23 protein-coding genes, 1 pseudogene and 1 riboswitch are annotated in these 26907 nt (G+C 61.8%); of the genes and pseudogenes, 9 read left to right on the top strand and 15 right to left on the bottom strand.

The window, feature by feature from the left end; genetic code table 11:
- Positions 1-39: 39 nt before the first annotated feature.
- From thiS to aerA, 6 genes and pseudogenes are all read right to left on the bottom strand, one after another.
- Positions 40-246: a sulfur carrier protein ThiS gene (thiS, locus tag AACQ43_RS16495; RefSeq protein ID WP_168967916.1), complete on the bottom strand. Its 207-nt coding sequence runs from the start codon at positions 244-246 to the stop codon at positions 40-42.
- A complete protein-coding gene (locus tag AACQ43_RS16490) occupies positions 243-1037 on the bottom strand; it encodes a HesA/MoeB/ThiF family protein (protein WP_168967915.1) in 795 nt (264 codons plus the stop codon). The genes thiS and AACQ43_RS16490 overlap by 4 nt, the downstream gene beginning before the upstream one ends.
- Positions 1027-2634 (bottom strand): thiamine phosphate synthase, encoded by a 1608-nt coding sequence (gene thiE, locus AACQ43_RS16485; RefSeq protein ID WP_168967914.1) that lies wholly within the window; start codon positions 2632-2634, stop codon positions 1027-1029. Before thiE ends, AACQ43_RS16490 begins: the two co-directional genes overlap by 11 nt.
- Positions 2631-4622, bottom strand: a complete 1992-nt coding sequence (thiC, locus tag AACQ43_RS16480) for a phosphomethylpyrimidine synthase ThiC (RefSeq protein WP_168967913.1) — start codon at positions 4620-4622, stop codon at positions 2631-2633. The genes thiE and thiC overlap by 4 nt, the downstream gene beginning before the upstream one ends.
- A 263-nt stretch (positions 4623-4885) precedes the next feature.
- Positions 4886-4999, bottom strand: a riboswitch (TPP riboswitch).
- A pseudogene (locus AACQ43_RS22245) lies at positions 4962-5156 on the bottom strand (hypothetical protein); the annotation flags it as partial. (Overlaps the previous riboswitch by 38 nt.)
- The gene (gene aerA, locus AACQ43_RS16475) at positions 5105-6586 is read right to left on the bottom strand and encodes a beta-barrel pore-forming toxin aerolysin (protein ID WP_168967912.1); all 1482 of its coding nucleotides are present in this window, start codon (positions 6584-6586) and stop codon (positions 5105-5107) included. The gene aerA and the pseudogene AACQ43_RS22245, both read right to left, overlap by 52 nt.
- 632 nt (positions 6587-7218) lie before the next feature.
- Between aerA and AACQ43_RS16470 the strand changes: the two genes are divergently transcribed.
- Positions 7219-8748, top strand: a complete 1530-nt coding sequence (locus tag AACQ43_RS16470; RefSeq protein ID WP_168967911.1) for an aryl-sulfate sulfotransferase — start codon at positions 7219-7221, stop codon at positions 8746-8748.
- A gap of 32 nt (positions 8749-8780) precedes the next feature.
- On the opposite strand, the gene AACQ43_RS16465 is transcribed toward AACQ43_RS16470, so the two are convergent.
- Both AACQ43_RS16465 and AACQ43_RS16460 read right to left on the bottom strand, forming a co-directional pair.
- On the bottom strand, positions 8781-9254 hold the full coding sequence (locus AACQ43_RS16465; RefSeq protein ID WP_045528837.1) for a hypothetical protein: 474 nt from the start codon (positions 9252-9254) through the stop codon (positions 8781-8783).
- A gap of 85 nt (positions 9255-9339) precedes the next feature.
- Positions 9340-9756 carry a hypothetical protein gene (locus AACQ43_RS16460; RefSeq protein WP_168967910.1) on the bottom strand — a complete coding sequence of 139 codons (417 nt, stop codon included), beginning with the start codon at positions 9754-9756 and terminating at the stop codon, positions 9340-9342.
- A gap of 90 nt (positions 9757-9846) precedes the next feature.
- On the opposite strand from AACQ43_RS16460, the gene AACQ43_RS16455 reads away from it, so the two are divergent.
- Together AACQ43_RS16455 and AACQ43_RS16450 are read left to right on the top strand one after the other, a co-directional pair.
- Positions 9847-10515 (top strand): response regulator transcription factor, encoded by a 669-nt coding sequence (locus tag AACQ43_RS16455; RefSeq protein ID WP_016349215.1) that lies wholly within the window; start codon positions 9847-9849, stop codon positions 10513-10515.
- Positions 10516-10558: 43 nt separating this feature from the next.
- Positions 10559-11770, top strand: a complete 1212-nt coding sequence (locus AACQ43_RS16450) for a sensor histidine kinase (protein WP_168967909.1) — start codon at positions 10559-10561, stop codon at positions 11768-11770.
- A gap of 73 nt (positions 11771-11843) precedes the next feature.
- On the opposite strand, the gene brnQ is transcribed toward AACQ43_RS16450, so the two are convergent.
- The 3 genes from brnQ to metH form a co-directional block, all read right to left on the bottom strand.
- Positions 11844-13178, bottom strand: a complete 1335-nt coding sequence (gene brnQ / locus AACQ43_RS16445) for a branched-chain amino acid transport system II carrier protein (protein WP_168967908.1) — start codon at positions 13176-13178, stop codon at positions 11844-11846.
- Between the two features lie 395 nt (positions 13179-13573).
- Complete coding sequence (gene rimK, locus AACQ43_RS16440; RefSeq protein WP_016349212.1) at positions 13574-14470, bottom strand: 30S ribosomal protein S6--L-glutamate ligase; 897 nt, start codon at positions 14468-14470, stop codon at positions 13574-13576.
- A 239-nt stretch (positions 14471-14709) separates the two neighbouring features.
- Positions 14710-18393, bottom strand: a complete 3684-nt coding sequence (metH, locus tag AACQ43_RS16435; RefSeq protein WP_168967907.1) for a methionine synthase — start codon at positions 18391-18393, stop codon at positions 14710-14712.
- Between the two features lie 203 nt (positions 18394-18596).
- Here metH and AACQ43_RS16430 point away from each other — a divergent pair, with 203 nt between their 5' ends.
- Both AACQ43_RS16430 and AACQ43_RS16425 read left to right on the top strand, forming a co-directional pair.
- The gene (locus AACQ43_RS16430; RefSeq protein ID WP_076361663.1) at positions 18597-19874 is read left to right on the top strand and encodes a cation:proton antiporter; all 1278 of its coding nucleotides are present in this window, start codon (positions 18597-18599) and stop codon (positions 19872-19874) included.
- A 456-nt stretch (positions 19875-20330) separates the two neighbouring features.
- Complete coding sequence (locus AACQ43_RS16425) at positions 20331-20507, top strand: hypothetical protein (protein WP_005340085.1); 177 nt, start codon at positions 20331-20333, stop codon at positions 20505-20507.
- Between the two features lie 126 nt (positions 20508-20633).
- On the opposite strand, the gene AACQ43_RS16420 is transcribed toward AACQ43_RS16425, so the two are convergent.
- A complete protein-coding gene (locus AACQ43_RS16420) occupies positions 20634-21155 on the bottom strand; it encodes a GNAT family N-acetyltransferase (protein ID WP_146062017.1) in 522 nt (173 codons plus the stop codon).
- Positions 21156-21272: 117 nt separating this feature from the next.
- Positions 21273-22094, bottom strand: a complete 822-nt coding sequence (locus tag AACQ43_RS16415; protein ID WP_168967906.1) for an HDOD domain-containing protein — start codon at positions 22092-22094, stop codon at positions 21273-21275.
- A gap of 172 nt (positions 22095-22266) precedes the next feature.
- Between AACQ43_RS16415 and AACQ43_RS16410 the strand changes: the two genes are divergently transcribed.
- Positions 22267-22530 carry a hypothetical protein gene (locus tag AACQ43_RS16410; RefSeq protein WP_005308154.1) on the top strand — a complete coding sequence of 88 codons (264 nt, stop codon included), beginning with the start codon at positions 22267-22269 and terminating at the stop codon, positions 22528-22530.
- A 101-nt stretch (positions 22531-22631) separates the two neighbouring features.
- Positions 22632-23477 carry a KPN_02809 family neutral zinc metallopeptidase gene (ypfJ, locus tag AACQ43_RS16405; RefSeq protein ID WP_029301797.1) on the top strand — a complete coding sequence of 282 codons (846 nt, stop codon included), beginning with the start codon at positions 22632-22634 and terminating at the stop codon, positions 23475-23477.
- A 61-nt stretch (positions 23478-23538) separates the two neighbouring features.
- On the opposite strand, the gene aphA is transcribed toward ypfJ, so the two are convergent.
- Complete coding sequence (aphA, locus tag AACQ43_RS16400; RefSeq protein ID WP_168967905.1) at positions 23539-24249, bottom strand: acid phosphatase AphA; 711 nt, start codon at positions 24247-24249, stop codon at positions 23539-23541.
- A gap of 215 nt (positions 24250-24464) precedes the next feature.
- Between aphA and AACQ43_RS16395 the strand changes: the two genes are divergently transcribed.
- Positions 24465-24884 (top strand): nuclear transport factor 2 family protein, encoded by a 420-nt coding sequence (locus AACQ43_RS16395; protein ID WP_168967904.1) that lies wholly within the window; start codon positions 24465-24467, stop codon positions 24882-24884.
- On the opposite strand, the gene AACQ43_RS16390 is transcribed toward AACQ43_RS16395, so the two are convergent.
- Positions 24850-25545: an AraC family transcriptional regulator gene (locus AACQ43_RS16390; protein WP_168967903.1), complete on the bottom strand. Its 696-nt coding sequence runs from the start codon at positions 25543-25545 to the stop codon at positions 24850-24852. The genes AACQ43_RS16395 and AACQ43_RS16390 overlap by 35 nt on opposite strands.
- Before the next feature lie 141 nt (positions 25546-25686).
- Between AACQ43_RS16390 and AACQ43_RS16385 the strand changes: the two genes are divergently transcribed.
- Positions 25687-26907: a PAS domain S-box protein gene (locus tag AACQ43_RS16385; protein ID WP_168967902.1), complete on the top strand. Its 1221-nt coding sequence runs from the start codon at positions 25687-25689 to the stop codon at positions 26905-26907.

Here is a 26907-nt window from a genome sequence, read left to right as displayed (position 1 = left end):
AGGCAGGGCGCTCGAAAATGGGACTGTGAGCATCATGGGTCAGCCTCCCGCGATGGCGGTAAAGAGGTGAAGTTCGTCTCCGTCATTGAGACGGGTATCGGCCCAGCGGCCACGGGGCAGCACGGCGCCGTTAAGGGCCACCGCCACGCCCTGGGGGTTGACCCCTTGCGCCGCCAGCAGGTCGGCCACGCTCTGCCCTGCCGTCAGCGGCTGGACTTTATCGTTGAGTCGAATGGTCAAGGTCATGGGGTGATCTCCTTATCGTGTGTCGGGCATCGGCGCTGCCCGCAGACCGGGCAATCGGGATCCGGGGCCAGAGTGAGGGTCTGCCACTGATGGGCCAAAGCATCGAAGCGGCGCAATGTGCCAGCGACCGGGCTCGGCATCCCGAACAACAGTTTCAGCGCCTCCAGCGCCTGCAAAGAGCCCATCACCCCGACTAGCGGGCCGGTGACGCCGCTGGTCTCGCAGCTCTGGGCGAGCTTGGTATCCAGCGGATAGAGGCAGGCGTAGCAGGCGTGATCGCTGCTGGTGCGCGCCATCAGCTGCCCCTGCCAACCCACTGCGGCGGCGGAGATCCAGGGCTTGCCCTGAGCCACGCAGGCGGCGTTGATGGCCTGGCGGGTGGCGAGGTTGTCGCAGCAGTCGATCACCAGATCTACCTCGGCCACAAACTCCGGCAGGCTGGCGGCATCGAGCCGCTGGTTGATGGCGATTAGCTCCACCAGCGGGTTGTGGGCGGCCAAGCGCTCGCGGGCCAGCTCCGCCTTGGAGTGGTTGACTGCCTCGCTATCGAACAGGATCTGGCGCGGCAGATTGCTGGAATCGACCGTATCCCCATCGGCCAGCCACAAGGTGCCCACCCCGGCCCCGGCCAGATAGAGGGCCAGCGGCGAGCCGAGCCCGCCGAGGCCCACGATCAGCACCGATTTATCCTTGAGCCGCGCCTGCCCCGCCTCGCCCACTTCCGCCAGCATCATCTGGCGGCCGTATCGCAGATACTCTTTGTCACAAAGAGAAGCGGCATCAGAGCGCATGTTCCACCTCCCTTATGGCTGTGGCCGAGCGCGGCTCATCCCCTGCCCCCAAGGCCGCGAGCAGCCGCTCGGTCGCCCCCTGCCAGTCGTCTCTGGCCGTGATGGCCGAGACTAGCGCGATACTGCCGACCCCGCTTGCCTTGACCGCCGCCACCCGCTCCTCGCTGATGCCGCCGATGGCCACCGTCGGCCACTCAGCCATCAGGGCGCGGTAGCGGTGCAGCCGCACCAGCCCCTGCGGGCGAGAAGGCATCGCCTTGGTGTTGGTCGGGAAGATATGACCGAGCGCGATATAGGAGGGGGCCAGCTCGCGGGCCCGCATCAGCTCGAAGTAGCCGTGGGTGGAGATGCCAAGGCGCAGCCCGGCCGCCTGAATGGCAGCGAGATCGGCGGTCTCCATATCCTCCTGCCCCAGATGCACGCCCCAGGCGCCCGCCTCGATGGCCTGCTGCCAGTAGTCGTTGATAAAGAGCCGCGCCCCATGGCGGCGACCGAGCTCTACCGCATCACGAATGGCCGGTGCCACCTGAGCGGCGGGCAGATTCTTGATCCGCAGCTGAATGGTCTTGACCCCCTGCCCCAGCAGGCGGCGCAGCCACTTGACCGAATCGACCACCGGATAGAGGCCGAGGTTGTGTTCGGTCGGCGCAAAGGGGCCCTGCGGCAGGCGGGCGCAGCTCGCTTCATAAAGCCCGAAACGGCGATCGAGGGTTGAGCCCGCCAACACGGCGCGGGGGAAGTGGGCCAGATCGGCAGGCCAGCCGAGATGGGCGATGGGGCCCGGGCCTGCGCCCACCCCCTGCGCCGCCGCCAAGCCTTGTTGCAGGTAGGCACGCGCCAGGGTGATGGCATCCTCCACCGGATAATCCTGCGCCACCACGGCGGCGATGGCGCTGGCGTAACAGCAGCCGGTGCCGTGGCCGTGGCGGGTATTCAGGCGCGGCGCCGCCAGCCAGAACTCGCGGGTCTCGTCCTGGTAGTAATCGAGGCAGAGATCGCCGCTCCACTCCAGATGCCCCCCCTTGACCAGCACGGCGCGGGCGCCGAGTTTGCGCAGGCGGCGGGCGGCGAGGCGCACCAGTTCGGGGCTGCTGACCGGCAGTCCGGTCAGGGCTTCCAGCTCGGGGCCGTTGGGGGTGATCAAGGAGAGGCGCGGCAACAGCTGCTCGCGCACCGCCTCCAGCATATTGGGCTCCGCCATCGGGGTGCCGGTGCTTGCGATGGCCACCGGATCGTAGACCACGAAGGGGGCCGGGGTGGCTGCCAGTCGGCGGGCCAGCACCTCCACATGGAGCCGGGTTGGCAGCAGGCCGATCTTGATGGCGGCGGGCGGCAAATCGACGCCGAGGGCGTCGATCTGGGCGGTGAAGGTCTGCATCAGTACGGGGTCGACCATCTTCACCGCCACCGAGTTCTGGGCAGTGATGGCGGAAATGACCGAGCAGCCGTGCACGCCGAGGTCGTGCAATGTGTGCAAGTCGGCCTGAATGCCGGCGCCACCACCGGAGTCGGAACCGGCGATGGTCCAGACAACTGGGCGGGAGTCGGTCACGGGCGACAGGTCGACGGGGCTGACAGCCCCGCTTGCGCTGCTCACGCCTCCTCCCCTGCGGCCTGTTTCAGCGCCGCCGCCTGATGGTAGATCTCGCCGCCAGTCTCCTTGAAGGTTTCAGCCATGCGGGCCATGCCGCTCTCCACCTGAGCCACTACCTGCTCCTGCTGGCCATCCATACCGACCAGCTTGATCTCCACCGCTTCCAGCTTGGCGGCATAGTCACGCACGTCCTGAGTGATCTTCATGGAGCAGAACTTGGGCCCGCACATGGAGCAGAAGTGAGCCACCTTGCCGGACTCCTGCGGCAGGGTTTCGTCGTGATAGGCGCGGGCAGTGTCGGGATCCAGGGCCAGGTTGAACTGATCCTCCCAGCGAAACTCGAAGCGTGCCTTGGACATGGCGTTGTCGCGGATCTGGGCCCCCGGGTGCCCCTTGGCCAGATCGGCGGCGTGGGCGGCGATCTTGTAGGTGATGAGCCCCTGCTTCACGTCTTCCTTGTTGGGCAGCCCCAGATGCTCCTTGGGGGTCACGTAGCAGAGCATGGCGCAGCCATACCAGCCGATGAGCGCGGCGCCGATGCCGGAGGTGAAGTGATCGTAACCCGGCGCGATATCGGTGGTGAGCGGGCCCAGCGTATAGAACGGCGCCTCGTGGCAGTGCTCCAGCTGCTCGGTCATGTTGCGTTCGATCATGTGCATCGGCACGTGGCCCGGCCCCTCGATCATCACCTGCACGTCGTATTCCCACGCGATTTTGGTCAGCTCACCCAGGGTGCGCAGCTCGGCGAACTGGGCCTCGTCGTTGGCGTCATAGACGGAGCCGGGGCGCAGACCGTCACCCAGCGACAGGGCCACATCATAGGCGGCGCAGATCTCGCAGATCTCGCGGAAGTGCTCGTAGAGGAAGTTCTCCTTGTGGTGCGACAGGCACCACTTGGCCATGATGCTGCCACCGCGCGAAACGATGCCGGTGAGGCGCTTGGCGGTCATGGGCACGAAGCGCAGCAAGACGCCTGCGTGGATGGTGAAGTAGTCCACCCCCTGCTCGGCCTGCTCCAGCAGGGTGTCGCGGAACAGCTCCCAGGTGAGATCCTCGGCGATGCCGTTGGTCTTCTCCAGCGCCTGATAGATGGGCACGGTACCGATGGGCACCGGGCTGTTGCGCAGGATCCACTCGCGGGTCTCGTGGATGTAGCGGCCGGTGGAGAGATCCATCACGGTGTCGGCGCCCCAGCGGGTGGACCAGACCAGCTTCTCCACTTCCTCTTCGATGCTGGAAGTGACCGCCGAGTTGCCGATGTTGGCGTTGATCTTCACCAGGAAGTTGCGGCCGATGATCATGGGCTCCGCTTCCGGGTGGTTGATGTTGCTGGGGATGATGGCGCGACCGGCGGCCACCTCATCGCGCACGAATTCGGGGGTGATGTTCTGGGGCAAGCGGGCACCGAAATCGCGGCCCGGATGCTGGGTGCGCAGCAGTTCGGAGCGCACCCGCTCGCGCCCCATGTTCTCGCGAATGGCGATAAATTCCATCTCGGGAGTGACGATACCAGCGCGGGCGTAGTGCAGCTGGGTGACCCGGCGGCCCGGCTTGGCGCGGCGGGCGCTCGGCAAATGTTCGAAACGCAGGTGATCCAGCCCCTCGTCGGCCAGCCGCTCCTGAGTGAAGGTGGAGCTCAGCCCGTCCAGCGCGTCGGTGTCAGCACGCTCCAGCACCCAGGCTTCGCGCAGGCGCGGCAGACCGCGGCGCACGTCGATGGGGGCGGCCTCTTCCCCATAGGGGCCCGAGGTATCGTAAACCGGCACCGGCTCGTTGGGCTCGAACTGGGGAGCCTCCTTGGTGCCGCCGACGAAGGTGTCGGCCAGCTGGATTTCCCGCAAAGGCACCCGGATGTCAGGGCGAGAACCCTGGATAAAGATGCGGCGGGAGTTGGGGTGAGCCATCCCCTTGAGGTTGTCGATAAAGGTCTGGGCGCTGGAGCGCTGCTCGCGGCGGCTGGATTTGGTGGTATCAGAAACATTGGTAGACATAGCAAAACTCACATTAACTGGTTGAAGTTATGGGTGTTTGCTTGTCTGGAGTTCGAGGAGAAGATGAACTTGCGGCGGGGTGTGCTCGGGGGAGTGAGCCGGGCATGGATCTTCCCTGCTCTGCCGTCCCGGTGTTTCCCTAGTCTGGAAACCCGGCGCCCTAAGGACAACCGGACGGGACAACCTCCCCCTGTGCGCCTGTGCCAGCCAGAGGCGGTCTACCTCCAGCTGGCGGGAAGGTGTGCCTTCCCCGGCGCGGTAACCCGCAAGTTACCCTTGTTTCCCTTCGCAGGTCTTAACCTGATCAGGTTCCACGGATCCCGAATTAACGGTCTCAGCTTAGCGTCGTTCGACGGTCAGCACTCCGACAAGATGGCGCCAGTATAAGTGGGGAAATGGAAAGCACAAGCCTTTAACAAGCCCGACCAGTGCAAACGAAAACCGGGCCAGAGGCCCGGTTCCATCACTACAACGCACTGCCGTTATTGATTGGCTGCTGGCGTCACGCTCAGGCTGACATTGCTGAAGCCAAGCCCGGAGAGCTCTTGCGCATCGAGCGGGATCTCCAGTCGCAAGCCCTGTTCTCCCCCTCTCGCACTGAGAGCTCGAGGAGCCTTGCCATCCGCCGCGAGGGGCACGGGCGCACCGATTTCGATGTTGCCGGCAAACTGGCTCTCGGCGCTGAAATCACCGGTGATCCCCGCCCGCACCGGGCGCAGCACTCTGGCCAGGTTGTTCTGCATGGTAGACAGGCCGTTCTGCTGGATGGTCCAGTTCCAGTCCCACCACTTCACTTCACCCGGGATGTAACGCTTGTCCCACTGATAACGAATGCTGCTCGCCTTGTCCTTGTACGGCCCGATGACGAAGGTGTGGTTCCAGTTCGGGCGGTTGTCCGGATGGGTATACCAGGCATTGCCGCCCCAGCGCAGGAAGCCGCTCAGGGTCAGGTCATAGCTGACATCGGCCTTGAACTCATAGGGGTAGGAGATATCAGCCTTGTAGAGTTCAATCTTCACCGGGATCTTGGAGCGGGCTGGCACCGTCGGCCGCACGGATTGCGACAGGGAGGTGGTGGTGGAGCCCCCGTTCTGGGATGCCCAGGACTGGTTGGCCGCAATCTCGATGGAGAGCTCGGTTTCTCCTACCAGTGGCCACTTGAACTTGTTCTTGGTGGTCACCTTCTCGCTCAAGCCATAGGTATTGGTCTTGGACCAGTTGGTGGCGGTATCGTAACGCAGGGTGACATCATAGCCGGATTGCGGGGTGTCGCTGTCGTTGATCGCCCAGCCCACCACCGTCTTGACCAGCTGACGATCAGACTGGGTCACATCACCATGTTTGAAGCTGTCGGGGTCCAGGTTGTACGCAAAATTGCTGACCTTGATGGCCGTCTTCTCGCCACAACGATAACCCTCGCAACCGCCGTCATTGTTGCCACGGATCACCCAGCCATCGCCATCACGGGTCACGTCCATGTCTTCACCGACATATTGGCTGTGATTGCCGCCCACCCAGGCATAACCAAGATAATGCGCCAGATAGCTGGTTGGCTTGATGAAATTCGCGCTGTCGTGTACCAGTCGCCACTGCACGTCCACCTCGTCACCGTCTGGAATATCCAAGGCTGACAAGGTTGGTATTTCTCCGGTAACAGGATTGCTCGGGTAACACCAGGTATTGGACGCCGAGCCAGGTTTAATTTCACCATTATAACCCGGTCCCATTATTACCCAACCATTGGCCAGACCGCTTATTTGCCACTGCCCCATCATATTGACGATATTGCTTTTAACGCTCTGTGCTTCTTCTCGAGTAATAGGGCGATACTTGTCGCCACAGACCTCCTGACCCAGCGAGAACAGGCGTAACTGGTCTGGATAGACGGGCTCTGCCGCGTGAGCCTGTGCCATCAGCAGGCCGGATATGATCAATGACAAGCCAGTTATTTTTAGTTTTTGCATAGCAACCCCAATATATTGAACATTGACATACATTCACCAGCGCTTATATATCAGCAGGCGACATGTGAGTACGACAATATCAGTCACATTGGCTTCAATATGCGATCCAGGCCACATTTCAATGCATGCATAAAATTAACAAAACAATAAATTGAGGACTTCCTATATTAACAGGAGTAATATCAGAGCGTTCACTCTACTATTTCATTCGTCATTTATTCATCCCCATGAATATACGTAAAAATGATATTCCTAAATTAGTAATATCGATACAATGGTATTAGACGGAGTGATCCTTATTCCAGTTCATCCTTCGGATTGGCGATCAGGACCCGACCTGCTTCCTCACGCCTGAGTGCCAACTCGGTTACAGATCGGTGGGATTTGTCGGCAAACTGCTCTTGAGTGCAGATGATACGGAGAGCATCGAGATCTTCTGTGTCACCGGTCCCACCACTCTGGCCTGCCGCCAGTGTAACGGTTCAGGTTTTCCGGATTGACGCTCTCAGCCCGGAGTCGCTAGACAATTAGCTCTCCGACAAGATGGCGCCTGCATGTAAGGCCCACCTTCCCACCCAACCATGGATTTTTCACTACAATGGATGCAGTTCATTAACACAAGGATGATGTTTATGATGATGAAACACGCATTTCTGTTAAGCCTCGTCTGCACCGGGCTATATGGTTGCAATGGTAGTGGTGGCAGCAGCAAAACACTGGCGGAACAACTTGATTATGATCCAACGACACAAGTCATCGAAGATGATATTCATGCTTCCGTATTTATCTCCGCCTTGGATCTGATAGGCCTGGATACAAGTAAAATAAAAAACATCTCGTTTAATATAAAAACAAAAGAGGGTAATCATGCCAAGTCTGTCTCCGCAACCTATGACTGGCACTACCTGTCAAACAACAGCCTATATGATACGAAAAGTAACAGGATACAAATCCCTATATTTGGTCTTTATAGCAACTACCTCAATGAGCTGACGATAAACATACAATTCACTGATAACAGTACTTACTCATTTAAGAAGACAATCGCAACGGCAGCCTATGTAGACAGCATAGGAATTTATGATGACGTAGGTATCAGCATCAAGCCGAGTGCAACACCAACCTATAGCTACTTTTATCTAAAGGGGTCAAAAAAATCTCCCATCATCATGGATATAGATGGTGAGGTCCGTTGGGATGCTGATATAATCAAAATCTCTGCATCATCCACATTTATAGATAATTCATTTTTAATTGGAAATTCCAAAAACAAAAAAATTGACTCTATCAACTTATATGGAAGAAGTTCTTCTCTCAACATAGAGGGATCAGTAATGGGGAGTGATGCATATTTCCATCACAATATAGACCCAGGAAAACAGGGAATATTGATTGAGCTGGATGGTACCACAGATGGTGCATTGAAAATAGAATCCTTCCTCAGTGAAATAGACAGTAACGGCAAAGTCATCAAGGAATGGGATTTAGGAAAGATATTCTCTGAATACATGTTTCAAGAGGGGGACGACCCCAGCAACTTTGTCAGGGATGGCGTGGACTGGTTCCACATGAACGCCGCAACCTATGACCCGGCCGACGATACTCTGGTAATCTCCAGCCGGGAGAATTTTGTCGTCAAACTGGACTACACCACCGGCAAACTGATCTGGTTGCTGGGGGACGAGACCAAACACTGGTACTCCTACCCTTCCCTACAGAAGCTGGCGCTGTCACTCTCCTCCGGGCAGACTCCGATAGGGCAGCATGCCGTCTCCATGACCAAAGATGGCAAGCTGATGCTGTTCAACAATGGCCGCAGAAGTTTCAACAACCCTGTCGGTACACCGGCTGGCATAGACCTGGCCACCAGCCAGACGGCTATCTTTGCGATCGACAATCAAAACAAGACGGCTCAGGTAGCCTGGAGTTTTGACGATGGCATCTATTCAGATATCTGCTCCAGCATTTACGAAGACAAGCTGGCTGCCCAAGGCGATTTTCTCATCAACTATGCGGCAGCCGACAACCGAACCAGGGTTGTCATTCAGGGGATCAACAAGGATAAACAGAAACTGTTCGAGTTTACCTATCCGAGTCCGACTCCCTGCGCCACCTCCTGGAACGCCATCCAGATCCCCCTCGAAAACATCCACTTTCAATAAACAGCAGAGCAGCGCCCCCGTGGCGCTGCTTTTTATTCATCTTCCGGATTGGCGATCAGGATCTCGGTCAGGCGGCCCTGTTCGTTACGACTGAGCACCAGCTTGCGGCCCGGTTGCAGGTCGGCCGGGCTGCCGTTCAACCAGCGGGTGTCGTCATCGAAGGCCAGCACGCCGAGCCCCTGCAGCCGCAGGGCGCGGCCCGTGACCGCCAGCAGGGAGGCTTCGGCCCGGCGCCACTGGCTGGTCGGCAAGAATCCGGCGATGGCGTCGGCCATGCCAATGCGCTCGGCGACTCCGTCACGACTGAGGATGGCCAGACGCATGCCGGGTCTGAGCTCATCGTTGCCTGCCACCCCGCTCAGCGCGGCGTTGCCGAGCTCGAGTTCGGCGCCCTGAAACTGCAAACGCAGGCCATCGTTGTGTTCCAGCTCCACCAGCCAGAGCTCGCCATCGGCGGCCAGAGCGCAGAGCGGCAGTGTCAGCAGCAGCAGGGAAGTACGTGTCATAGCAAAGGGCCCATGGTCAAACCGTACGAGGTTTAACTATGGACCCAGCTGTACCATTTTTCCGTCAGCACCACGCCGGCCTGACTCAGTCATCCTCGTGGCAGCGGCTCAGGCGCATACCGTCAAACTTGCACTCCAGCTCCAGCCAGCGTCCTTCGAACGGGGCCAAGCTGTCGTCCGAGGTGACATAACCCCAGATCCGCCCCTGCTCCACCGGCCCTTCCAGATCCATCTCGTCATCCTCCTCCAGCTTCTCGACCTCCCGAATAAGCCGCAGCTCGCCCTCGACCACCCCTTCCAGGTCGACCCAGGTACCGCCAAGATCATCCTCACTCAGCCCGTCCTTGAAGCGGGTCTGTTCGTCGAGCACAAAGGGGATGCCGTTGACCATCAGCTGGCCCAGCTGCCAGGTGGTGCGGCCGGTCAATTTGAACTCCGCCGACTGCGCAGCGCCGAGTGGCAGCAAGATCAGCAGCAGGAGAGTGCAGAGAGACTTCTTCATCGGGGATCCTCGGGGTTACACTGCCACACAGGATGCCTTATCCGGTGTGAGATGACCGTGAAATGCCGGTCAAGACCAGGAGATCAAAGCATGAAAATACTGGTGGTGGAAGACAATCCCCAGGTCGCGGAAACCATCATGGATTATCTGGAGCTGGCGGGCCATAGGCTGGACTGCGCCTATCACGGCCAGGCCGCCCTGCAGCTGCTGGCCGAGCAGCGCTTCGACGTCATCATCATGGACGTCATGATGCCGCGCCTCGACGGCCTCAGCACGGTGGCTCGCCTGCGAGAGCAGGGGATCCCGACCCCCGTGCTGTTTCTCACCGCCCGCGACAGCCTGGATGACAAGCTGGCGGGCTTCAAGGCCGGCGGCGACGACTATCTGGTCAAACCGTTCGCCATGGAGGAGCTGGAAGTGCGGCTGCAGGCGCTGGCCCTGCGCGGTCCCCGCAGCGACATGGGAGCGCTGTGCGTGGGCGAGCTGACCCTGGATCCCGCCAGCGGCCGCGCCACCCGGGCCGGGGTCGAGCTCAAGCTCGGCAAGATCCCGTTCCAGATCCTCACCCTGCTGGCCCGCCGGGCCCCCGCCCTGGTCACCCGCCAGGAGGTGCTCGACACCGTCTGGGGCGACGAGGAGCCCGACTCCGACGCCCTGCGCAGCCACATCTATGCCCTGCGCAACGCCCTCGACAAGCCCTTCCCCACTCCCATGCTGGAAACCCTGCACGGTCAGGGCTATCGGCTGGTGACCCCATGATGAGCCGCCAGCGCAGCCTGACTCCGCCAACAGGGAGGCCATCATGAGCCTGCCCAGCCTGCGCCGTCGCCTGATCCTCACCCTGAGCGGCGCCGGCCTGCTGCTGCTGGTTATCATCAGCCTGCTGATGGTGGTGGCCGAGGACAAGATGGAGGAGCTCAGCCTGCGCCACTGGCTGGAGGCCGAGGTGACCCGCTACAGCGACGACTGGCTGCGGCTCGGCATGGCGGCCCCCGCCCCCAGCCCGCGCCAGTTTTCCAGCTACTGGACCGAGGCCGGCCGCCTGCCGGTCTGGCTCAAGCCCTATCAGAGCCCGGGCTTCTACGAACACGTGCTGGGGGACGAGGACAAGCACTTCCTGGTGCGGCCCCACCCGTCCGGTGAGGGGCTGCTCTACCTGGTGTTCAACGACGACGCCGATGACTACCTGGATCCCTACGAGGATCAGCTGCACCTGGCGACCCGGCTGATCGGGCTGGCCCTGCTGCTCGGCTGCATCGGCTTCGGCATCTGGCTGGTGCGCCACATCACCCGGCCGCTGCAGCGGCTGCAGCAGCGGGTCGCCCACCTCACCCCGGATCAGGCGGACTTCGTGCCCGACGCCCCCTGGCAGGAGCTCAGGGACATCGAGCTGGCGCTGCTGGCCGGCAAGCAGGAGGTGGCCGCCGTGTTTGCCCGCGAGCAGGAGTTCAGCCGCTTCGCCAGCCACGAGCTGCGCACCCCCAACATGGTGATCCAGGGCTCGGCCGCCCTGCTCGGCAAGGTGAGCGATCTGCCCGCGCCCGCCGCCCGTGCCACCACCCGCATCCGCGCCGCCGCCGACGAGATGGCGCTGCTCACCGAAACCTTTCTGCTGCTGGGCCGCAAGGAGCCGGTGGAGCGCCCGCCCCAGCAGGTGGCGCCGCTCATTCGCCAGGAGCTGGCCCGCCTCGCCCCGCTGCTGCAGCGGGAGGAGCTGGATATCCGGTTGCAGCTGGACGATGAGAGCGAGGCGCTGGCCCCCCTCTCCCTGCTCGCCATTGCGCTCGGCAACCTGCTGAAGAATGCCCTCAGCTACGCCGAGGGGCACATCGACATCGAGCTGGCCGGCCCCGTGCTCACCATCAGCAACCCTACCGCCGCCGCGCCAGACCAGATCCTCGGCTATGGCTGCGGCCTAACCATCATCCAGCGCATCTGCGAGAAGCTGGGCTGGCAGATAGAGACCCGGCTGGAGGACGGCATCTTCAGCGCCAGACTGGCGATGCGGGAGTAAAACAACAAGGCGCCCGAGGGCGCCTTGTTCATTGTTTCCGCCACCAAAACCGGCCAGGAGGCCGGTTTTGCATTCAGGCCGCGCTCTTGCTGACAGACGCCACCTGTGGACGACCCTGCAGGCGATCCCAGAGGGCCGCCAGCAGCAGGGCACACAGCGAGGGCGGCAGCCAGGCCAGCCCCTGCTCGTTCAAGGGCAGGGCGAGGCTCCAGCCAGGCAGCAGGCCGGCCAGAGCCGAGGCCTTGAGCCCGTCGATCAGGCCGAACAGCAGGCTGATCAGCATGACAGGCCCCACCACCCGGGTGCCGTTGCCCCACCAGCGCAGGGTGAAGCTCAGCACCACCAACACGATGCAGGGGGGATAGATGGCGGTCAGCACCGGCACCGAGAGCTGGATCAGGTGGCTCAGCCCCAGGTTCGAAACCAGCATGGAGAAGCCGCCCAGCAGCAACACCAGGGTGCGGTAGGAGAGCGGCAGGTACTGGGCGAAGAACTCGGCGCAGGCACAGGTCAGGCCGACGGCCGTCACCAGACAGGCGATGAAGATGAGCAGTGCCAGGAAGCCGCTGCCCATGCTGCCAAAGGTGTGCTGGACGTAGGCGTGCAGGATCTCGGCGCCATTCTGGGCGTGGGGCACCAGTTCACCGCTCACCGAGCCCAAGCGGAACAGGCTGAGGTAGACCAGCGTCAAGCCCATCCCGGCGATAAGGCCGGCCAGTACGGTATAACGGGTCAGCAACTTGGCGCTGCTCACCCCGCGCGAGCGGGCCGCATTGACGATGACGATGCCAAACACCATGGCACCCAGCGTATCCATGGTGAGGTAGCCATTGACGAAACCGTTGGAGAAAGGCTGATGCTGGAAGCTTTCGACGGCAGGGATGGCAGAACCCGCAGGCCACAGCAGAACGGCGAGGCCCAGCGCCGCCAGCGCCAGGATCTTGATCGGCGCCAGCACGTGGCCCACGGTGTCGAGCAGCCGGCCCGGATAGAGGGAGATGCCGATCACCAGGCTGAAGTAGACCAGGCTGTAGATCAGCAGGGCCGAACCGTCGTTGCCAAACAGCGGCGCCAGCCCCACCTCGTAGGAGACGGTCGCCGTACGCGGGGTGGCAAACAGCGGCCCCACGGCCAGATAGCAGACGGTGGCGAGCAGCAGCCCGGCCTTGCGGCCGATGGGCGCACTCAGGGCATCCACACCGCCCCCGACCTTGGCCAGCGCCACCACGGTGAGCACCGGCAGGCCGACTGCCGTCAGCAGGAAGCCGGCGGCGGCGCCCCACACCTGCTCGCCGGCCTGCAACCCCACCATGGGCGGGAAGATGATGTTGCCGGCACCGACGAAGAGCGCGAAGGTCATGAAGCCCAACGCGACTATGTCTCTGGATGTTAATTTTTGGTTATTCATGCTGCGTAATCTGCCTATGACAATGTCAAATCATGGCGGAAGTCGGCACAAATGGTTTATTCGTGCAAAAAATCCGCAGATAGTTTTATTAAATTTTTATGTTTCGCGGCCTGCGAAGGGCGACAAGTAGAGCGTTTGTGCCACCTGGAGGCAAGTGCGGCATGGCAATCCAGTCATTTCATCCAGAAAAAAATTAAGCCATGGTGTTTGATATTGGTGCGGTGCAATTTTGCAACAGATGATAATGCCACGATCGGCGTCATTTGTTGCCTTCCTTGCCGTTCGCCGTACCTGTTGCTTCAAGCCCCCTGCTGACCGCCCACCCGAGCGATGAGCCCAAAAACAACAGGGCGCCCGAAGGCGCCCTGTGTGATGGAATGGTGGCAAGCCCGGCGTCACTCCGCCGGCTTGTGCTTGCGACTCGCCTTGAGCTCGAGAAACTCGATGATCTTGCCGGCCACGTCCTTGCCGGAGGCCGCTTCCACCCCTTGCAGACCGGGGGAGGAGTTGACCTCCAGCACCAGCGGACCGCGGGCACTGCGCAGGATATCCACCCCGGCCACGTCCAGCCCCATGATCTTGGCGGCCTGCACCGCGGTGGCCCGCTCTTCCGGGCTTATCTTGATCGCCTCGGCGGTGCCGCCCCGATGCAGGTTGGAGCGGAACTCCCCCGGCTGGGCCTGGCGGCGCATGGCGGCCACCACCTTGCCGTTGACCACCAGACAGCGGATGTCGGCGCCGTTGGCCTCGCGGATGTACTCCTGCACCAGGATGTTGTTGTTGGTCTGGATGAAGGCCTCGATCACGCTCTCGGCGGCCTTCTGGGTTTCGCACAGCACCACGCCGATCCCCTGGGTTCCCTCCAGCAGCTTCACCACCAGCGGCGCACCGCCCACCATAGTGATGAGGTCTGGCACATCGTGGGTGCTGTGGGCATAGCCGGTCACCGGCAAGCCAATGCCGTGGCGGGAGAGCAGCTGCATGGCCCGCAGCTTGTCGCGGGAGCGGGAGATGGCCACCGAGCTGTTGAGCGCCATGGTGTTCATCATCTCGAATTGGCGCAGCACGGCGGTGCCGTAGAAGGTGATGCTGGCCCCGATGCGCGGGATCACCGCATCATAGCTCTCCAGTTCCCGTCCTTCGTAGTGGATGGAGGGGTTGTGGGAGGCGATGTTCATGTAACAGCGCAGGGTGTCGAGCACCTCGACCTGATGACCGCGCGCCTGCGCCACCTCGACCAGACGGCGGGTGGAGTAATTGTTGGGCTCACGGGATAAAATGGCGATCTTCATGACAATTCCGCTAGAAGGCAGTGCCTGGGCAGGATGGGGCGGGAGAGTATAAGGTGCCACAGCGCCAAGACAACGCCAATTGTTTCTCCTGACAACAAGACAAACCACACAGAAACCTGCGCTGCCATCCCGCTGTCACCAGATTGTCAAACGGCGGCACCAGACTGGTCTGTTCCCCAGTGCAGGATGCCGCCGTTGTTCATCCAGGATCAAGCGGGATTGACCCGGTTGCCACCCCTTTAATGCAGGTTCGGCCCCAGCCAGCGCTCGGCTTCTGCCAGGGTCATCCCCTTGCGCTGGGCATAATCTTCCACCTGATCCTGCTGGATCTGGGCCACGGCGAAATATTTGCTCTCGGGGTGGGAGAAGTACCAGCCGGATACCGCCGCCCCCGGCCACATGGCGTAGGACTCGGTGAGCTTCATGCCGATGGCCTGCTCCACGTCCAGCAGCTCCCAGATGCTCCCCTTCTCGGTGTGCTCCGGGCAGGCCGGGTAGCCCGGCGCCGGACGTATCCCCTGGTAATTTTCACGAATAAGCTCTTCGTTGCTGAGCGCCTCGTCCGGGGCATAGCCCCAGTGCACTTTGCGCACCTGTTCGTGCAGGTACTCGGCGAAGGCCTCGGCGAGGCGATCGCACACCGCCTGAATGAGAATGGCGTTGTAGTCGTCGTGCTCCGCCTTGTAGGCCTTGGCGATGGCCTCCTCGCCGATGCCGCCGGTCACCGCGAAGGCGCCGATCCAGTCGGGCTTGCCGCTCTCTTTCGGCGCCACATAGTCTGCCAGACAGTAGTTGGGGAAGCCCTGCTTCTCGCTCTGCTGGCGCAGATGATGCAGCACCTTGCGCACTTCGCTGCGCGACTCGTCGGTGTAGACCTCGATGCTGTCGCCCACGGCGTTGGCGGGGAACAGGCCTATGATGCCGGCGCAGCGCACGCTCCGATCCTGTTCCAGCTGATCCAGCATGGCGTTGGCGTCGGCGTAGAGGCGTGTTGCCTCCTCCCCCACCACCTCATCTTCCAGGATGCGGGGGAACTTGCCCGCCAGCTCCCAGCTCAGGAAGAACGGGGTCCAGTCGATGTAGGGGCGCAGCACCGAGACCGGCACATCCTCGAAGGTCTGCACGCCGGGTTCCCGGGGCTTGGGTGGCTGATAGCCGACCCAGTCCAGCTGATGGCGGTTGGCACGGGCGTGGGCCAGACTGACCGGCTTGGAGCGTGGCTGCTTGCGGGCGTGCTGCTCGCGGGCAATCTCATACTCCTTGTCGATGCGGGCCACAAAGGCGGGCTTGAGCTCCGGGCTCAGCAGACTCTGGGCCACCCCCACCGCGCGCGACGCGTTGGAGACATAGACCACGGGTTCGGAGTAGTTCTGCTCGATCTTCACCGCGGTGTGGGCCTTGGAGGTGGTGGCACCGCCGATGAGCAGCGGCAGCTTGAAGCCCTGGCGCTCCATCTCCTTTGCCACGTGTACCATCTCGTCCAGGGACGGGGTGATCAGGCCCGACAAGCCGATGATGTCGGCATTGACCTCACGCGCCGTCTTGAGGATCGTCTCGCAAGAGACCATGACCCCGAGATCGACGATCTCGTAGTTGTTGCACTGCAGCACCACCCCGACGATGTTCTTGCCGATGTCGTGCACGTCCCCCTTCACGGTGGCCATCACGATTTTGCCGTTGCTGGAACCACCGGACTTCTCGGCCTCGATATAGGGCTGCAGGTAGGCGACTGCCCGCTTCATCACCCGTGCCGACTTCACCACCTGGGGCAGGAACATCTTGCCGGCGCCGAACAGATCGCCTACCACGTTCATCCCGTCCATCAGCGGCCCCTCGATCACGTGCAGCGGCTTCTCGGCCTGGCTGCGCGCCTCCTCGGTATCCTCCTCGATGAAATCGGTGATCCCCTTGACCAGCGCGTGCTCCAGCCGCTTGCCCACCGGCCAGCTGCGCCACGCCTGATCCCGTGGGTCCTCCGCCTGGGCACCACCACCGCGATAACGCTCGGCGATGGCCAGCAGCGCCTCGGTGGCGTCCGAATTGAGGTTCAGCACCACCGCCTCGACCTTCTCTTTCAGATCGCTCGGGATGTCTTCGTAGATGGCGAGCTGACCGGCGTTGACGATGCCCATGTCCATACCGTTCTGGATGGCGTGATAGAGGAACACCGCGTGGATCGCCTCGCGCACCGGCTCGTTGCCACGAAACGAGAAGGAGACGTTGGAGACACCGCCGGAGATCATGGCGTGGGGCAGGTTCTGCTTGATGTCCTTCACCGCGTCGATGAAGTCCACCGCATAGTTGTTGTGCTCGTCGATGCCGGTCGCCACCGCGAAGATGTTGGGGTCGAAGATGATGTCTTCCGGCGGGAAGCCCACCCGGTCCACCAGAATGCGGTAGGCGCGCTGGCAGATCTCGAACTTGCGGGCACGGGTATCGGCCTGGCCCACCTCGTCGAACGCCATCACGATGACGGCTGCGCCGTAGCGGCGCAGCAGCTTGGCCTGCTGGATGAATTTCTCCTCCCCCTCCTTCATGGAGATGGAGTTAACCACCGGCTTGCCCTGCACGCACTTGAGGCCGGCTTCCAGCACCTCCCACTTGGAGGAGTCGATCATCACCGGCACCCGGGCGATGTCGGGCTCGCCGGCAATCAGGTTCAAGAAGCGCACCATGGCCGCCTCCGCGTCCAGCATCCCCTCATCCATGTTGATGTCGATGATCTGGGCGCCGCTCTCCACCTGCTGCTTGGCGACGTCGAGGGCCTCGTCGTAGAGCCCCTCCTTGATCAGCCGCTTGAACTTCGCCGAGCCGGTGACGTTGGTGCGCTCCCCCACGTTCACGAACATGGATTCGGGGGTGATGATGAGGGGCTCGAGGCCCGACAGCCGGCAGGCTACCGGCAGATCCGGCAGGACGCGCGGCTTGATGCCCGCCACGGCGTCGGCCATGGCGCGAATATGGGTCGGGGTGGTGCCACAGCAGCCGCCGACCAGGTTGAGAAAGCCGCTTTGGGCCCACTCGCGGATATGCTCGGCCATCTCGACGGCATCAAGGTCGTACTCGCCAAACGCGTTGGGCAGGCCCGCGTTGGGGTGGGCGCTGACATGGGTCTCGCTGATGCGCGACAGCTCCTCCACGTACTGGCGCAGCTCATCCGGCCCCAGCGCGCAGTTGAGACCGAAGGAGACCGGTTTGACGTGGCGCAGCGAATGGTAGAAGGCTTCGGTGGTCTGGCCCGAGAGGGTACGGCCGGAGGCATCCGTGATGGTGCCCGAGATCATCACCGGCAGGCTGTAGCCCAGCGCCTCGAACACCCCTTCCACCGCGAAGGCGGCGGCCTTGGCGTTGAGGGTATCGAAGATGGTTTCGATCAGAATGATGTCGGCGCCGCCCTCGATCAGGGCGTGGGTCGATTCGTTGTAAGCAGCCACCAGCTGGTCATAGGTGACGTTGCGCTTGCCGGGATCGTTCACGTCCGGCGAGATGGAGGCAGTGCGGTTGGTCGGGCCCAGCACCCCGGCCACGAAGCGCGGCTTGTGGGGCTCTTTCGCCGTCCACTCTTCTGCCACAGCGCGCGCCAGCCGGGCAGCCTCGCGGTTGATCTCGGCCGAGAGCTCTTCCATCTCGTAGTCGGCCATGGCGATGCGGGTGGCGTTGAAGGTGTTGGTCTCGAGGATGTCGGCGCCGGCGGCGCAGTACTGCTCGTGGATCTCGCGAATCACGGCGGGACGGGTCAGCACCAGCAGGTCATTGTTGCCCTTGATATCGGTGTGCCAGTCGGCGAAGCGCGCGCCGCGATAATCGGCCTCACCGAGCTTGTAGCCCTGGATCATGGTGCCCATGGCGCCATCGATGATCAGGATCCGCTCCTTCAGACAGGCTTCCAGTTTGTTTGTCACATCCGACTTTTTGTTCGACACCGCTCGTTCCTCTTACATCCATGCAACTGCGTAAACAGCATCCTAGCAGCAAACAAATCAAATGGAAATCTAGCCGTCTATCTGTCTATATCAGTGACCTATATACTCACAAATGGGTAATGAGTAACATGTAACCCAAGAGTACCCTATGCCCGTCCTCAATAGGGATACGTGCTTGCTGTTTACTAAAGAGAAAAATAACTATGAGCGTCTACTACACACTCTGCTTCCTGGCAGCGTTGGCGATCTTTATCGCCTTTGCCAATCAGTATGTTGTGAAGATCCAGACCACCATCGCCATCACCGCGGGCTCCATGCTGATCTCCGCGCTGCTGGTGCTGTTCGGTAAGCTGGGATGGTTCAATCTGGAACCCCTGGCCGTCAAGACCATGGAGAGCATCGACTTTCAGAATTTCCTGCTGAAGGGGATCCTGGGCTTCCTGCTGTTCGCCGGTGGTCTCGGGATCAATCTGAAAGCCCTGCGCAGCCAGAAGTGGGAGATCACCATTCTCTCCATCGTGGCGACCCTGCTCTCCACCTTCATGGTCGGCTACGGCTTCTGGTTCATCGCCAAGCTGCTGGGCTGGGAACTGCCGCTGGTCTATTGCATGCTGTTCGGTGCCCTGATCTCACCCACCGACCCCATCGCCGTACTGGCCATCGTCAAGAAGATGAAGGCGCCGCCCCAGATCGCCATCCAGATCGAAGGGGAATCGCTGTTCAACGACGGTGTCGGCCTGGTGATCTTCGCCACCGTGTTCGCCGTGGCGTTCGGCGGCGTCGAGCCCACCTTCGGCAGCGTGGCCGGCCTGTTCCTGCATGAGGCCCTCGGCGGCATCCTGTTCGGCGCTGTGCTGGGTCTCATCGCCCACGTGATGATCAGCGCCACCGACGACGGTTCGCTGGAGCTGCTGCTGACCCTCTGCATCCCCACCGCCGGCTTCGCCTTCGCCAACATGATCGGTGTCTCCGGCGCTCTGGCCATGGTGGTGACCGGCATCATGATCGGCAACTGGACCCGTCATTCCGGCTTCTCCGAGCAGAGCAGCCATCACCTGGATCACTTCTGGGAGTTGATGGACCAGTTCCTCAACGCCCTGCTGTTCCTGCTGATCGGTCTGGCGCTGGTGCTGCTGGATCTGGCCTGGCGTGACTGGATCCTGCTGGTCATCGCGGTGCCGCTCTGCCTCGCCGCCCGCTTCATCAGCGTGTCGTTGCCCTACATGGCCTTCCGCCGCTATCGCAGCTACAACAAGTTCTCGGTGCGGATCCTCACCTGGGGCGGTCTGCGTGGCGGTCTGGCCATGGCCATGGCGCTGGCGCTCCCCTCCGGCGTCATGATGCTGCCGGAGTACGGCGTCGATCTGCGGGAAGTGATCCTGGTGATGACCTACTCGGTGGTGATGTTCTCCATCGTGGTACAAGGCATGACCATCACCCCGATGATCACCGCCGCCAAGAAGGCCAGCGGCGACTACTGAGTCGCCGGTTGACGTCATCTGGTGATGAAAAAGGGCTCCCTTGGGAGCCCTTTTGGTGGCCACCAAACGGCCAAAAAAGAAAAACTGCAAATTATTGTTTGCTTTTTACTCATGTCGAGGCGAGAATGCGCGTCGGCTAGTTAATCAGCCCTGTTTATGTTTGCCCTGCAATGCTTCACCTCACGATGAATCCTGCCAGTACCCGCATAACCTTCTTCTGATTTACTCGCCTTGAGAACCGTCAGGCTGTCTGCCTGCGTTGCCCGGCTCTCACGGTGCAGACCCGATCTGCCCACCCAATTTGATTTATGCATCAGCATATTCCTTGAAAGTGCAGACGCCCCTTAACCGGGCTGGGTATTCCTGCGCGCATGTCGTTCACCCAATCGACCGCGCCCATTGACCTGACATTTGCCAATACAAGGAGCAAAAACCTAATTTATATAGAGAAATACCATGATGAAAGCAGTACAAACACACAAGCCCCTGCGTCGCAGCAAACCCATCAACCTGCCTGTGCAAGAGCACGACAATGATGCGTTTCTGATCCAGTTCAGCACCCGCTTCAGCGGCGGTTTCGCCATCTCCTGTGATGGTATCGCTGGCGAGTTCTCCATCGAAGACCTCAACTGATCCTGCCTGCCCAACGGCAGCGCCCGATGCAGACAGGCCGCAACTCACGGCGGCCTCTTTGTCTCACTCCCGCAAATGTTTTAGGCATCGCCTAGCCAGCACTCTTGGCCGGCAAGCCCCATACTCTCAGACCCGGCAGACCTGCGCACCTTGCGCCTCCAGCAGTAGACACTCATCCGCATCCTCCGCCAGTTTGACCAGCCTGCTCTGCACCAGCCCCAGCTTGGCCAGCAGCGCCACCGAGCGCTCGTTGCCCGGGGTGACGATGGCGACCACCCGCTTGATGCCGAGCCGCTCCCGACCATCCTGCAGCGCTGCCTGCGCCGCTTCGATGCCATAACCCTGACCGCGATAGGCGGGCAGGAAGGCGTAGCCGATGTCTTCACAAGGCAGGGTATCGCGCTTGATGAGCCCGCAGATGCCGAGCTTGGCGCCGTCGCTGCGCCGGGCCACCAGATAGAGACCATGGCCGTGGCGGGCATAGCTGACCGCCGGCCCCTGCTGGATGTAGTTTTCGGCATCCTGCAGAGTGCGGATGCCCCGATCGCCGATGTAGCGGTGAAAGTCGGGGTCGTTGAGCAGTTCGACAATGAAGGGGGCATCGGCAACGGTCAGTTCGCGCAGTTCCAGGCGCTCGGAGAGGATCATGACAAGGGCTCGCATAGAAGAGACAGGCCCCAAGACTGCCCCCGCCACCAGCCAATGGCAAGGCCGTCACCATGAAAAAGGGCCGCAACGCGGCCCCGGTCAATGATATCAGCCGCGTCAGGCCGCCAGCAGCCCGGCGTAGCCATTGCCCTGCTCACGCAGCGCCACGAACACCGCCGCGCAGTCGGACCAGGAGAGACCGAGCCGTTCGGCCACCTGAGTAGGCCACTCGGGCGGCGCCTCCTCCCCCACGTCGGACTGCGCTGCCAGGGCGATGGCCAGATGGATGAGGGCGGCCTCGACAGATAACTCCTTGGCCAGCAGAGGGTTGTAGTGATACTCCACCGCATGGCAGATGCTCAAGGGGAATTGCCAACGCCTGGCCATCTCGGCCCCGGTCTGGGCATAGTTGAAGCCGACCACCAGCTCCTCGGCCTTGGCGCGCCCCTTGCTGGGCTCCAGATCCTTGATGTGGTTCACCATGTTCTCCGGCAGCCCCACGTGCATGATGAGCCGCCCCATGTCGTAGAGCAGGGCGCAGGTGAATACCTCTTCCCCCTTCATGCCCTTGAGCTTGGCCAGCCGTCTGGCCAGTTCGGCCACGTCGAATACCTTGCCCCAGAAATGTTTGAGATCGATGCCGGGCACCGCATTGATGGAACCGGTCAGGCCGCAGGCGAGCACCATGTTGCGCACCACGTCGACCCCGAGCCGCACCACGGCCTCGTTGACGGTGGCGACCTGGCGACTGCCGCCAAACTTGGCGGAGTTGGCCAGCCGCAGCAGCTTGGCGGAGATCACCGGATCCTTGTTGATCTTCTTGGCAATCAGCAGGATATCCGGCTCTTTCTCGTTGAAGGTCTGCACCAGTTCGCGCATGACTTCCGGCACGTTGGGCAGGTTCTGGGGCTTGGATAACAGTGAGTCTATGGTGGGCATATTGATATCCGTCCATGCGATTTTATGATGGTTGTCGTTTGCCGACAGCAAACCCACATTAATTATGGGTAACAAAAACCGCCCCTACCGAATGTTTTTATCGAAATATTTCAATGCGTTAATAGCTATCTCGCTATACTGGCATCCTTTATGACATGACGAGGCACAGCACATGAGCGAACCCACCGAGTTCTTCGACGAACAAACCCTGCTGGAGATGGTCGACAACCAGCTGAGCGACGGCCACCCGCTGCAGGTCAAGGCGACCCTGATGCGGCTGGTGATGAAGGGCACTCCCCGTGAAGAGGCGCTGCAATATATCGCCTGTGCCCTGGGGGCCGAACTGATGGCGATGGAAGCGGATCAGGGCCCCTTCAACCTCGAGCGCTACGGCCAGTTTCTGGACTCCCTGCCCGAGATGCCCTGGGCCGAATAAACGCCCGCCGCCGGCGACCCGGTCGCCGGCCTGCTCCCGTTAGGCAAGCCACCCCGCCAGCCATTATCATTACTGCCACCGGACAGCAGGGGAGCAAGCATATGCGCTGGCAAGATCGCCGTGAGAGCAACAATGTGGAAGACAGGCGCCAGCAGGGCGGCGGGGGCGGCATCCCCATCGGCGGCAAGGGGCGTCTGATCCTGCTGGTAGTGGTCATGGTGGCCGGCTACTACGGGGTGGACCTCTCCCCCCTGCTCAGCGAACCGACCACCCAGAGCCAGCCCCAGCGTCAGGAGATGTCTCAGCCAGCCAAGGATCCCCTCGCCAGGTTCACTTCGGTGATGCTTGCCTCCACCGAGGATGCCTGGGGCGAAATCTTCCAGCAGAGCGGCAGCCGCTATCAGGCCCCCAAACTGGTGCTTTATCGCGGCGCAACCCGGACCGGCTGCGGCCAGGGCCAGTCGGTGATGGGCCCCTTCTACTGCCCGGCGGATCGCACCGTCTACATCGATCTCTCCTTCTATCAGGAGATGCGCGACAAGCTGGGGGCTGACGGCGACTTCGCCCAGGGCTACGTGGTGGCACACGAGGTGGGCCACCACGTGCAGAACCTGCTCGGCATCGAGCGCAAGATGCGTGAGCAACAGCAGGGGTTGAGCCGGGCCGAGCAGAACAAGCTGTCGGTCAAACTCGAGTTGCAGGCTGATTGCTTTGCCGGCGTCTGGGGCCACTACATGCAGCGGGAACAGGTGTTGGAGCATGGCGATCTGGAAGAGGCGCTCAACGCCGCCCAGGCCATCGGCGACGATCGACTGCAGCAGCAGAGCCAGGGCCGTGTGATCCCGGACAGCTTCACCCACGGCAGTTCGGCCCAGCGCTACGCCTGGTTCAAGCGCGGATTCGACAGCGGCAAGCCCGCCAGCTGCAACACCTTCGCCGCCCGCTAGACGCCCAAAATAAGGGCCGGATCCTGACAGGATCCGGCCCTTTTTCCATTCATGGGGAACGTCAGTACTGGGAGTTGACGATCACCTCCTCCCCCAACGCGCCAGCCAACGGCAGCGGCCGGTAGGTGGAGTTGGCCGAGCGCAGCAACCGGATGCCGCGAATGCCGAGCTCCTGCGCCGCCTTGATGTCGCCATCGGCATCGCCGTAGAAGATCTTCATCTGCTTCTCCTTGAGCCACTGCACCTTGGTGTTCTGGCCCGGCTGATCGCCGGCAAAGATCACCGGGTTGAGCTGGTCGGCCGGAATATTCATGGTCTGCTGCAGGGTCTTGCTCACGGTTTCGGTCTTGGTGGCCGAACGGCCGGTGACGAAATAGATGTGATCGCCGCGCTCAAGGTGCATGGCGATAAGCGCCTTGCCCACCTCTTTCGGCACGCTGAACGCGTCCCAGCCGTTGTTCATCTTCTCCCAGAAGGCCGGGTTCTTCAGATAGCTCTCGTCGTTGGGGGAGAACTCCTGCTTGCCGCGATAGAACCCCGGGCTGGAGAAGAGCAGGGTATCGTCGATGTCAAAACCTACCGCCATCGGCGGCAACCCATCCAGGCTCCTGGCAATCTGCGTCACCGACACCCAATGAATGGGGGCCTGCTGGGCCAGGGTCACCGCAGTGACACCGGCGGGGCTGACCGGGACTTCGACCGCCACGGCGGGCAGGATCAGGCTGGCGGCAATCAGGGAGGCAAGCAGGGCAAAACGGGGGGATAAGGACATGATACGGCTCGTGACATGAATGAAACAGGGGGCCGATCCTGCCCCATGCAGGCACCGGAAACCGTGAATCCTGCCACAAAACAGGGCCAAGTGGCACGCATCGCCACGGCAACCCCCCATCTTGGCGCAATCGCCAAACAGGATGGCGTGGGCACCAAGGCCGGCGCCGACGATGCGCCCCATACTGGCCACTCCCATCCACTCAGGAACTCATCATGGATTACAAGCAACGGCTGCAAGCCTGCCTCAACCGGGTCATCTGCGACCCCGATTTCACCCCGGCCGAACTCGATCACTGGTTCTGCCCGGACTATGTCCAGCTGGTGGATGACCAGCGGCTGGATCGCGTCGCCTTCGAGCAACACCTGCTGGCACTGCGCCATAGCCTGGCCCGCTGCGAGATCTGCTTTGTCTCGCTGCTGGCCGAGGGAAACCGGGTGCACTCCCTGCATCGGGTGCGGGCCTGGCGTCACGACGGCGCACGGATCGAGTGCAAGGTAAGCGCCCTGTTTACCTTTCAGGGCGACCGCCTGAGTCACACCGATGAGCTGACCTGCCTGCTGGCGGGGGAGCCAGCCGACCGGGATCTCGGCTCCCGCCTCACGACCCCGCCGGTTCCCGCAAGAAGCGATTGAAGGCGTGAGAAAAGGCGCTGAAATCCCCATAACCCAGTTCGAGGGCTATCCGCGACAGCAGCGGCCGGCCCTGTTGCTGCAACTGGCGGGCCCGGCCCATCACCACCTGTTGCCGCCATTGCCGAAAGCTGCAGCCCAGCTGCTGGCTGAACAGCCGGTTGAGGGTGCGCACCGAGGCACCTGAATCGGCAGCCAGCTCCGCCAACCCGTATTCGATGGAAGGGCGATGGCAGACCCGCTCCAGCACCCGCAGCAGCCGCACGTCCAGCGCCGCGCTCAGCATGAATCCGGCCGCCACCGGCGCCTGTCGCAATTCGGCCGCCAATACCGTCAGATAGGCATCCCTGAGCCCCGGCACCACCATGTCCGCCAGCCGCTCGAACAGGCCGGCCAGCAGCGGGCTCACCTGGTGGGTCGTCAGCTCGTTTCCCCCATCCAGGTCATCCAGATAGATCAGAGTGAGCCGGGAGTGACGCAGCACCCTGAACTCATGGGCAAGCCCGGCCGGGATCAGGCAGAGCTGACCCGCCACCAGCAGCACGCCTGCAGCCTCACTGCTGATCACGCCGCCACCCCGATGCAGATAGCAAAACTGTGAGCCACCGTGACAGTGGAGGGCGGTGAGCGCGCCTTGCGGGTAGTCACGATACAAGAGATTCATGACGAACTCCCCAGGCCCAAGGCTCCCCCACCAGCAGGCTCTTTCGGCACTTCTTGCCCCCCGCTCTCGCCCCGGTGGGCTATAACTGCTGTACGCCTTCTAATGACATTCAAATCAATTGCACCATTTATTGGAGATGCCATGGACGTGCATACCGCAGCTGCCCATTTGAACACTGTCATTCCCGCTTCACCCCAGGCCAGACTGGAGGCCATCGACCAGCTGATGGCACGGCTCGAGCTCGCGCCAGACGGCTTGATTCTGGATGCCAACCCCCGTTTTCTCGCCATCATGGGATATCAGCTGGCCGAGCTCAAGGGTCAGCACTACAGCATGCTGCTCCCCGCGGAGGCAGAAGAATCCGCCGACGAGGTTGCCCGTTGGCAGGCGCTGCGAACGGGACAGGCACAGGAGGGAGAGTTTCACCGGCTGGATCGGCAGGGGCGGGACGTATGGCTGCGAGGCAGTTGCAGCCCCCAGCTGGACGAACAGGGCGCACTGGTCCAGGTCATCGAATACACCATGGATCTGACCGAACAGAAGCAGCTGAATGCCAACTTTGAGGGGCAGCTCAATGCACTGAGCCGGGTCATGGGCAAGGTGGAATTTTCACTGGATGGCATCATCCTCGATGCCAATGCCCGCTTTCTGGAAACGGTGGGCTATCAGCTGGAGGAGCTGAAGGGCCAGCACCACCGGCTGCTGGTCGATCCTGACTACGCCCAGTCGGCCGACTATCGCACCTTCTGGGAAACCCTGCGCCGCGGTGAATACCTGGCGGGAGAGTTCTGCCGAATCGGCAAACAGGGGGAAGAGATCTGGATCCAGGGCTCCTACAACCCGGTGCTGGATCTCACCGGCAAACCCAGCAAGATCGTCAAGTTTGCCACCGACATCACAGCCCAAGTAGAGCAGCATCACCAGCTCAAGCGCGCCATGGAGGAGGCGGAAGAGGCCGCCAGGGTGCGCGAGGAGCTGCACAAGTCGCTGCAGGAGATGTCGACCCCTGTCACCCCCATCTGGGACGGCATCCTGCTGCTGCCGCTGGTGGGGATCATCGATTCCATGCGCACCGCCGACGTGATGAACAAATCGCTCACCAAGATTGCCGAGACCCGTGCCCGGGTCTTCGTACTGGACATCGCCGGAGTCGCCACCGTGGATACCGGCGTCGCCAACCAGCTGATCAAGATCACCAAGGCGACCCAGTTCATGGGGTGCGAGGCCATCATCTCCGGCGTCTCGCCGGCCATCGCCCGCACCATGGTGGAGCTGGGGGTCTCTGTCGGCGACATCCGCACCACGGCGACCCTGCGGGATGCCTTCGAGATCGCCCTCAAGCGGGTCGGATCCACCCTCTAG

This window comes from Aeromonas sp. DNRA1, from assembly GCF_963888745.1.
Taxonomy (GTDB): domain Bacteria; phylum Pseudomonadota; class Gammaproteobacteria; order Enterobacterales; family Aeromonadaceae; genus Aeromonas; species Aeromonas hydrophila.
The sequence above is the reverse complement of the archived record's forward strand: the minus strand, read 5'-3'. Positions and strand labels throughout refer to the sequence as shown.

Coding starts and splice junctions, on each gene's coding strand:
- AACQ43_RS16430 (WP_076361663.1), top strand. CDS start 18,597: ATGAGCGTCTACTACACACTCTGCTTCCTGGCAGCGTTGGCGATCTTT.
- rimK (WP_016349212.1), bottom strand. CDS start 14,470: ATGAAGATCGCCATTTTATCCCGTGAGCCCAACAATTACTCCACCCGC.
- AACQ43_RS16460 (WP_168967910.1), bottom strand. CDS start 9,756: ATGAAGAAGTCTCTCTGCACTCTCCTGCTGCTGATCTTGCTGCCACTC.
- thiS (WP_168967916.1), bottom strand. CDS start 246: ATGACCTTGACCATTCGACTCAACGATAAAGTCCAGCCGCTGACGGCA.
- AACQ43_RS16420 (WP_146062017.1), bottom strand. CDS start 21,155: ATGATCCTCTCCGAGCGCCTGGAACTGCGCGAACTGACCGTTGCCGAT.
- AACQ43_RS16470 (WP_168967911.1), top strand. CDS start 7,219: ATGATGATGAAACACGCATTTCTGTTAAGCCTCGTCTGCACCGGGCTA.
- AACQ43_RS16465 (WP_045528837.1), bottom strand. CDS start 9,254: ATGACACGTACTTCCCTGCTGCTGCTGACACTGCCGCTCTGCGCTCTG.
- aerA (WP_168967912.1), bottom strand. CDS start 6,586: ATGCAAAAACTAAAAATAACTGGCTTGTCATTGATCATATCCGGCCTG.
- AACQ43_RS16450 (WP_168967909.1), top strand. CDS start 10,559: ATGAGCCTGCCCAGCCTGCGCCGTCGCCTGATCCTCACCCTGAGCGGC.
- ypfJ (WP_029301797.1), top strand. CDS start 22,632: ATGCGCTGGCAAGATCGCCGTGAGAGCAACAATGTGGAAGACAGGCGC.
- AACQ43_RS16390 (WP_168967903.1), bottom strand. CDS start 25,545: ATGAATCTCTTGTATCGTGACTACCCGCAAGGCGCGCTCACCGCCCTC.
- AACQ43_RS16410 (WP_005308154.1), top strand. CDS start 22,267: ATGAGCGAACCCACCGAGTTCTTCGACGAACAAACCCTGCTGGAGATG.
- AACQ43_RS16395 (WP_168967904.1), top strand. CDS start 24,465: ATGGATTACAAGCAACGGCTGCAAGCCTGCCTCAACCGGGTCATCTGC.
- AACQ43_RS16455 (WP_016349215.1), top strand. CDS start 9,847: ATGAAAATACTGGTGGTGGAAGACAATCCCCAGGTCGCGGAAACCATC.
- AACQ43_RS16490 (WP_168967915.1), bottom strand. CDS start 1,037: ATGCGCTCTGATGCCGCTTCTCTTTGTGACAAAGAGTATCTGCGATAC.
- AACQ43_RS16415 (WP_168967906.1), bottom strand. CDS start 22,094: ATGCCCACCATAGACTCACTGTTATCCAAGCCCCAGAACCTGCCCAAC.
- AACQ43_RS16425 (WP_005340085.1), top strand. CDS start 20,331: ATGATGAAAGCAGTACAAACACACAAGCCCCTGCGTCGCAGCAAACCC.
- thiC (WP_168967913.1), bottom strand. CDS start 4,622: ATGTCTACCAATGTTTCTGATACCACCAAATCCAGCCGCCGCGAGCAG.
- AACQ43_RS16385 (WP_168967902.1), top strand. CDS start 25,687: ATGGACGTGCATACCGCAGCTGCCCATTTGAACACTGTCATTCCCGCT.
- aphA (WP_168967905.1), bottom strand. CDS start 24,249: ATGTCCTTATCCCCCCGTTTTGCCCTGCTTGCCTCCCTGATTGCCGCC.
- brnQ (WP_168967908.1), bottom strand. CDS start 13,178: ATGAATAACCAAAAATTAACATCCAGAGACATAGTCGCGTTGGGCTTC.